The sequence below is a fragment of the Actinomycetospora chiangmaiensis DSM 45062 genome, assembly GCF_000379625.1.
Taxonomy (GTDB): domain Bacteria; phylum Actinomycetota; class Actinomycetes; order Mycobacteriales; family Pseudonocardiaceae; genus Actinomycetospora; species Actinomycetospora chiangmaiensis.
This window is the reverse complement of sequence record NZ_KB903238.1, coordinates 1-6430: the sequence shown is the minus strand read 5'-3', so window position 1 is coordinate 6430 and position 6430 is coordinate 1. Positions and strand designations below refer to the sequence as shown.

The window sequence follows — 6430 nt, the reverse complement described above, 5'->3', positions numbered from 1 at the left end:
AACCCGCACACGAGTGTGGGGGTGGTTCGGTGTTCCGGTGGCCACAGCGGAGGGGAAACGCCCGGTCCCATCCCGAACCCGGAAGCTAAGCCCTCCAGCGCCGATGGTACTGCGACCGCCAGGTCGTGGGAGAGTAGGACACCGCCGGAACACCCAACCACCCCCACCACCCAAGCCCCCCAGCCACCACCGGGGGGCTTCCGTGCATTCACGGCCTTTTCCTCTGTGCCCCTTCTCGAGGCGACCGGCGTGCGGTCTCGTCACCGAAGTCCGCGTTGGGGGCGACGCCATGCAGGCGTGACTGCACCGGAATCTGCTTCATGTGGATCCCGCGGCGGGCACCGAGCAGGTGCCGCGCACCGCGCGCACCATGCCGGCACGATGGCACCGGAACCTGCCTTTCGTGACTCTCGCGGACGTCGCTTCTCAAGGCCCGCGCCCGACTGCCGGATCTCGTCGGACTGGTTGCCGGACACCTCTCCCACGTCCTGCTTGCGGACGGCGCATCGAGACGAAAGAACGCAGCAGCTGATCGTGGCGCAGAGCCCCCTGCGTTGGGCCACCGTCGCGTGCCCTCGTCTGAAGCCATCTCGGCGAGCACCTGCAGCCATTCAGCCCGCACCGACAGGAGCCGACACGACTGCGCCCTGCTCCGGTCGGAGCACCGTTCTGTCCCCACCGGCATGCCGCCGGTCGGTAGTCCACAGGCTGCGACGCGACATTCCCGCCGGACGCCGCCTGCGAGGCACGCTCGATCCCGTAGGAGCCGGTGGTCCACCGGCGGACGAGGGGACGAGCACTGTGAACGAGACCTGGGTGACGGTGACCGGCAACGTGGCCACCGATGTGACGTGGCGGCGCACCACGACCGGCAGCGTCGCGAACTTCCGACTGATGAGCAACGAGAGGCGCTTCGACGCGCAGAGCGGCAGCTGGAACGACGGCAACCGGCTCGCCGTGCGTGTGACGTGCTGGCGCTCACTCGCCGAGAACGTCCGGATGTCCATCACGAAGGGCGACCCGGTCGTCGTCCACGGCAAGCTCTTCACGAGCGACTACGAGCAGGAGGGTGTGCGGCGCACCTCCACCGAGATCGACGCGAAGAGCGTCGGTCTGGACCTGCGCAAGGTGTGCACGAAGGTCGTGGTGCTGCAGGAGGCCGACGTCGACGACGGGCGTGGGCCCGTGGACGTGTCCGGCCTGACCACCGTCGAGGACGACCTCGAGCCGCCGCGGTACGGGGACCTGACGGGCTCGGCCGTCGGCCTCGCCCCCGCGCCGACGGACGACGACCTCGGGCGTGAACCCCTCGCGAGCTGAGCGACGACCGGGCACGGGGAGCGGCGTGCACGGGCAACTACCATCGAGGGCGTGGCTGAGTTCATCTACACCATGAAGAAGGTTCGCAAGGCCCACGGCGACAAGGTGGTTCTCGACGACGTCACGCTCAGCTTCCTGCCGGGCGCCAAGATCGGGGTCGTCGGTCCGAACGGCGCGGGCAAGTCGAGCGTTCTCAAGATCATGGCAGGACTCGACCAGCCCAACAACGGCGACGCGTTCGCCGCTCCCGAGGCCACGGTCGGGATCCTGCAGCAGGAGCCCCCGCTCAACGAGGAGAAGACGGTCCTCGGCAACGTCCAGGAGGGCGCCGGGGACGTCGCGGTGAAGCTCGCGCGGTACAACGAGATCGCCGAGCTCATGGCCACCGACTACTCCGACGAGCTCATGGAGGAGATGGGTTCGCTCCAGGAGGACCTCGACAACGCCGACGCGTGGGACCTCGAGTCCCAGCTGCGCCAGGCGATGGACGCTCTGCGCTGCCCGCCCGGGGACTCCCCGGTCACGCACCTGTCCGGAGGCGAGCGCCGCCGCGTCGCGCTCTGCAAGCTCCTGCTGAGCAAGCCGGATCTGCTGCTGCTCGACGAGCCCACCAACCACCTCGACGCGGAGAGCGTCCAGTGGCTGGAGAGCCACCTGGCGACGTACGAGGGCGCCGTCCTGGCCGTCACGCACGACCGGTACTTCCTCGACAACGTCGCCGAGTGGATCCTGGAGCTCGACCGGGGTCGCGCGTACCCCTACGAGGGCAACTACTCGACCTACCTGGAGAAGAAGGCGGAACGCGTCGCCGTCCAGGGCCGCAAGGACGCGAAGCTGCGCAAGCGGCTCGCCGACGAGCTGGCGTGGGTGCGGTCGGGCGCAAAGGCGCGGCAGGCGAAGAGCCGTTCCCGGCTGGCCCGCTACGAGGAGATGGCGGCGGAGGCCGAGAAGACCAGGAAGCTGGACTTCGAGGAGATCCAGATTCCGCCGGGTCCGCGGCTCGGCAACGTCGTGGTCGAGGTGTCGCACCTCGACAAGGGATTCGACGGCCGCGTGCTCATCAAGGACCTGTCCTTCTCGCTGCCCCCGAACGGCATCATCGGCGTCATCGGTCCGAACGGCGTGGGGAAGACGACCCTGTTCAAGACGATCGTCGGGCTCGAGCAGCCGGACAGCGGCACCGTGAAGGTCGGCGAGACGGTGAAGCTGTCCTACGTCGACCAGAACCGCGAGGGGCTGTCGGGCAGCGAGAACGTCTGGCAGGTCGTCTCCGACGGGCTGGACTACATCCACGTCGGGAACGTCGAGATGCCGTCGCGCGCCTACGTCTCCGCGTTCGGCTTCAAGGGACCCGACCAGCAGAAGCCGGTCAACGTGCTCTCCGGCGGGGAGCGCAACCGGCTCAACCTGGCGATGACCCTGAAGCAGGGTGGCAACCTGCTGCTGCTCGACGAGCCGACGAACGACCTCGACGTCGAGACGCTCTCCTCGCTCGAGAACGCCCTGGAGAACTTCCCGGGCTGCGCGGTGGTCGTCTCGCACGACCGGTGGTTCCTCGACCGCGTCTGCACGCACATCCTCGCCTGGGAGGGCACGGACGACGACCCGGCGTCGTGGTTCTGGTTCGAGGGCAACTTCGCGGATTACGAGCAGAACAAGGTCGCCCGGTTGGGCCAGGAGGCCGCGCGACCGCACCGGGTCACGCACCGCAAGCTCACCCGGGACTGAGTCCCGAAGGGTCGCGGGAGGGTCCCGCGGCCGGGTCGTGAAGGGAGCGGTCGTGGCTGTACGTCGCGAGCACGGCGGGCCGTCCGCGCTCACCGTCCTCGATGTCGCCGAGGGTCTGCGGTGGACCGATCCCACCCTCGGCGCGTCGTTGGCCGAGCATGCCCGGCGCCTCGCCGGCGACGACCCGACCGTTCTGGCCGCGGCCGACCGCGCCGTCGTCCGGTCCCTCGCGGAGTCGGACCGGTACGCGGAGGTCGTGGAACGCGGCGTCCCGCTGCTCGCGGAGGCTCGCGCCCGCGGGGACCGTGACGACGGCGCCGCCGTGCTCGTCGAACTCGCCGGCGCGGCGACCGGGCTGGGGGACCCTCGGCTCGCCCGTCGTCTCCTCGACCGTCTCGGAGCCACCTCCGACGTCTCGGCGCGTGTCGGTGCGACCGCGTCCGCGACCCGTGCGGAGGCGTGCGCGGCCGACGGGGACGTCCCGGGCACCGACGCCGCCGGCGACGAGGCGTCACCCGTGCTCTACCGGGTGCCCGAACCGGAATCCGGTGTGCTCCGGGCCCGCATCGCGCTCGCCCGTGGCGTCGCCCGTCGACGTGCGGGCGACGCCGCCGGCGCACTCACCGCCGTCGACGCAGCTGCAGCACTGGCATCCGAGGCCGAGGGGGAGGGCGGCCGTCGGTCGCTGACGGCGGCCGGCGAGGCCGTCGAGCTCCTCGTCGCGGCGGGCCGTCTCGACGAGGCCCGGGCGCGTGCCCGGGTCGTCGTCCCGGACGGCCCCCCTGGTGCCCATGTCGTCACGGCGGTGGGACGGATACGACTGGCGCTCGCGGCCGTGTCCGGCGACGGCGCCCGGGTCGCGAGGGCCGTGGCCGAGGACCTCGAGGCGGGCGGACGGCAGGTCGATGCCGCGCGCGCGTGGGAGCTGACGGCCACCCTCGCCGAGGCGGAGGGCGACCTCGGCAGCGCCCTCTCCGCCCTCCGGCGCGGACACGCCCTCGACGCGGGGGCACGCGACGCCGTCAACGGCGCGCTCCGCACCCTCGCCGCGCTCGCCGAAGGCCCGGACCTGCTGGCGACCGGGGGAGGCGGACCAGTCGAGACGGAGCGCTCGACCCCACGGCGTCGACGGCGCGAGGCCTCGTCGGTGTCGCCGCCGGTCATGAGCGACGAGCCGGTACGCACGGCGCCTCGCAGCGCTGGCGCGGTCGACGACCCCGCCGGGCAGCAGGCCGCAGCGGTGGCGCCGGCCGAGGCGCGCGTCGCCGAGCCGACGGCTGACAGCATCCCGTCGGAGGCGCCCGGAGAAGCGCCGCCGGCCCCCGTCGCATCGCCGGCCGTCGTTCCTGCCGCACCCGCTCCCGGTGCGGAACCCGAGTCGGCCCGCCCGTCCTCGACGCGCGACGAACTGGCCGAGCTCCTCGCCTCCCTCACCCGCTCCGTCGACTCCTCGCGGGCGGCGTTCTCGGGGATGGGCCTCGAGCCGGCACCCGAGGCCTCCTCCGACGGGCAGGACGCTGCCGGGGACCGGGATCGGGCCGAGGATCCGCTCCGCCCGTCCCGGCACTCGGCCCATCCGCCGTCGTCGGTCGTGGAGGCGTCGGCGACGCGCCCGACGTTCGACGCCTTTTCCACCGCGCCGAGCCGAGGGAAGGCCGCGACCGACCCGGACCCGGTGTCCGCCTCCGTCTCCGCGCTTCCCGACGACAGGTTCGCGCCGGCCGGAGAGGTCAGCGAACAGGATGCCGCCCTCGCGCCCGCCGGACGGAGCGACGGCGGATCGCGCTCGGTGAGCGACCTGCTCGACCCGCTCTCGGACCCGCTCGGACCCGAGGTCCTCGACACCCGCCGCCCGGAGGCCTCGGCTCCGGCCGACGCCGAGACGACGACGGGACGGTCCGCCGAACCCGTGGCACACGACAGCTCGGGCCGGTTCGGACCGGACGGTGGACCGACGCCGCCTGTCTCCACCACGACGTTCAGCGACGAAGCAGCGAGCGATCGGCCGGTCCGCCGGCCCGAGCTCGACACTGGTCGGGCCGAGCGCCGTCGCGAACCAAGCCTCTCGCCCGACGGCTCCGACACCGTCGGATCGAGCCTTCCGTCGCCCCACCAGGCCTCGCCCGGTCCGTACTTCACCACCTCGGCGGAGAGTGCCGATCGGGTCGGTACGGCAGCACGGGAGACGCCGTCGCACGATCGGAACGGCACGACGCCGAGCGACCTCGACCGCCACCGCGCGGTCGCCACGCCTGCTGATGTCCCCGAGGGCTGGGGACCAGGCCGCCCCGACACCGGCGCGCGCGCCGAGGGAGAACGTGCGGAGGACCGGTCGAACGGGACCACCGCGCACCGTCCCGCTCCGTGGACCCGGTCGACGCCCGAACCGTCGCCGTCGGCCGACCGGGACGACGTGACGGACCACGGAGGGTCCGGGCCGGGAGCCCCCACCACGCGCGCCACCGACGAGTACGACGAGGAACTCGCCCTCACCCGTGCCTCGGTCCTGGCCGAGTACCACCTCCCCGACGTGCCGATGCCGCCTCGACGCGACCGTCCGGCCGCGCCCTCGGGCCCGCCCGCCGGGGCCACCTCCGCGGCCGAGGTCGCGGTGCCGTCGGCCAGGCGGCACACGTCCGGCTCGATGCCCGTGCCGGCGGACCAGCGGTGGGCCCCGCGGTCGGACAGCCCCTCGGGACGTCCGCCGGGCACGACGACGGCTCAGGAGACCCGGGGCGGCTCGTCGACCTCGGGTCGGAGTCGGCCGGCCGAATCCGGCGCCCGGCTCGCGGACCTCCTCGCCGAGGCCATGGACGCCTTCCGGCACGTGGGCCCGGAGGCACAGGACGGTGCTCGTGGACCAGGAGTGGGCTCGCGCCGCGTCTGAGCTGCGAAAAGCCCACAACCGGACCCCCCTCAAACGCCCCGATCGGGGGCGTGTAATGTTCTCGATGTCGCCAGGGCGAGGGGGTTGCCTCCGGGCCGGGCGGCGGGATAGGTTCGAGAGGTTGCCCTCCAGTCGGTCTGGTAGGGTGTGACTCGATCGGGACACCGAGCGGTGCCGCATCTGGTGGGTGTGGGCGGGTTCGTGTGGTCGTCCTTTGAGAACTCAACAGTGTGCTGACGTTTTGTGTGTTCTGGCCCCAATTTTGTTGGGGTTTCTTTGAGTAGCTAGTTTTTGTCAGGGACTTGGTTGTCTCTAACGTTTTTTGTTGGAGAGTTTGATCCTGGCTCAGGACGAACGCTGGCGGCGTGCTTAACACATGCAAGTCGAGCGGTAAGGCCCTTCGGGGTACACGAGCGGCGAACGGGTGAGTAACACGTGGGTGACCTGCCCTCCACTCTGGGATAAGCCTGGGAAACTGGGTCTAATACCGGATAT

General features: G+C 71.7%; 3 protein-coding genes and 2 rRNA genes. All 5 read left to right on the top strand.

Going from position 1 to position 6430, the window contains the following annotated elements; genetic code table 11:
- Positions 1-33 precede the first annotated feature (33 nt).
- A 5S ribosomal RNA gene (rrf, locus tag A3CO_RS0117015) occupies positions 34-150 on the top strand.
- Positions 151-801: 651 nt separating this feature from the next.
- Positions 802-1320, top strand: a complete 519-nt coding sequence (gene ssb, locus A3CO_RS38215) for a single-stranded DNA-binding protein (protein WP_018333443.1) — start codon at positions 802-804, stop codon at positions 1318-1320.
- A 51-nt stretch (positions 1321-1371) separates the two neighbouring features.
- Positions 1372-3048 carry an energy-dependent translational throttle protein EttA gene (ettA, locus tag A3CO_RS0117005; protein ID WP_018333442.1) on the top strand — a complete coding sequence of 559 codons (1677 nt, stop codon included), beginning with the start codon at positions 1372-1374 and terminating at the stop codon, positions 3046-3048.
- A gap of 52 nt (positions 3049-3100) precedes the next feature.
- Positions 3101-5935 carry a hypothetical protein gene (locus A3CO_RS0117000; RefSeq protein ID WP_018333441.1) on the top strand — a complete coding sequence of 945 codons (2835 nt, stop codon included), beginning with the start codon at positions 3101-3103 and terminating at the stop codon, positions 5933-5935.
- 322 nt (positions 5936-6257) lie between these two features.
- Positions 6258-6430: ribosomal RNA gene (locus A3CO_RS0116995) — 16S ribosomal RNA — on the top strand; the annotation flags it as partial.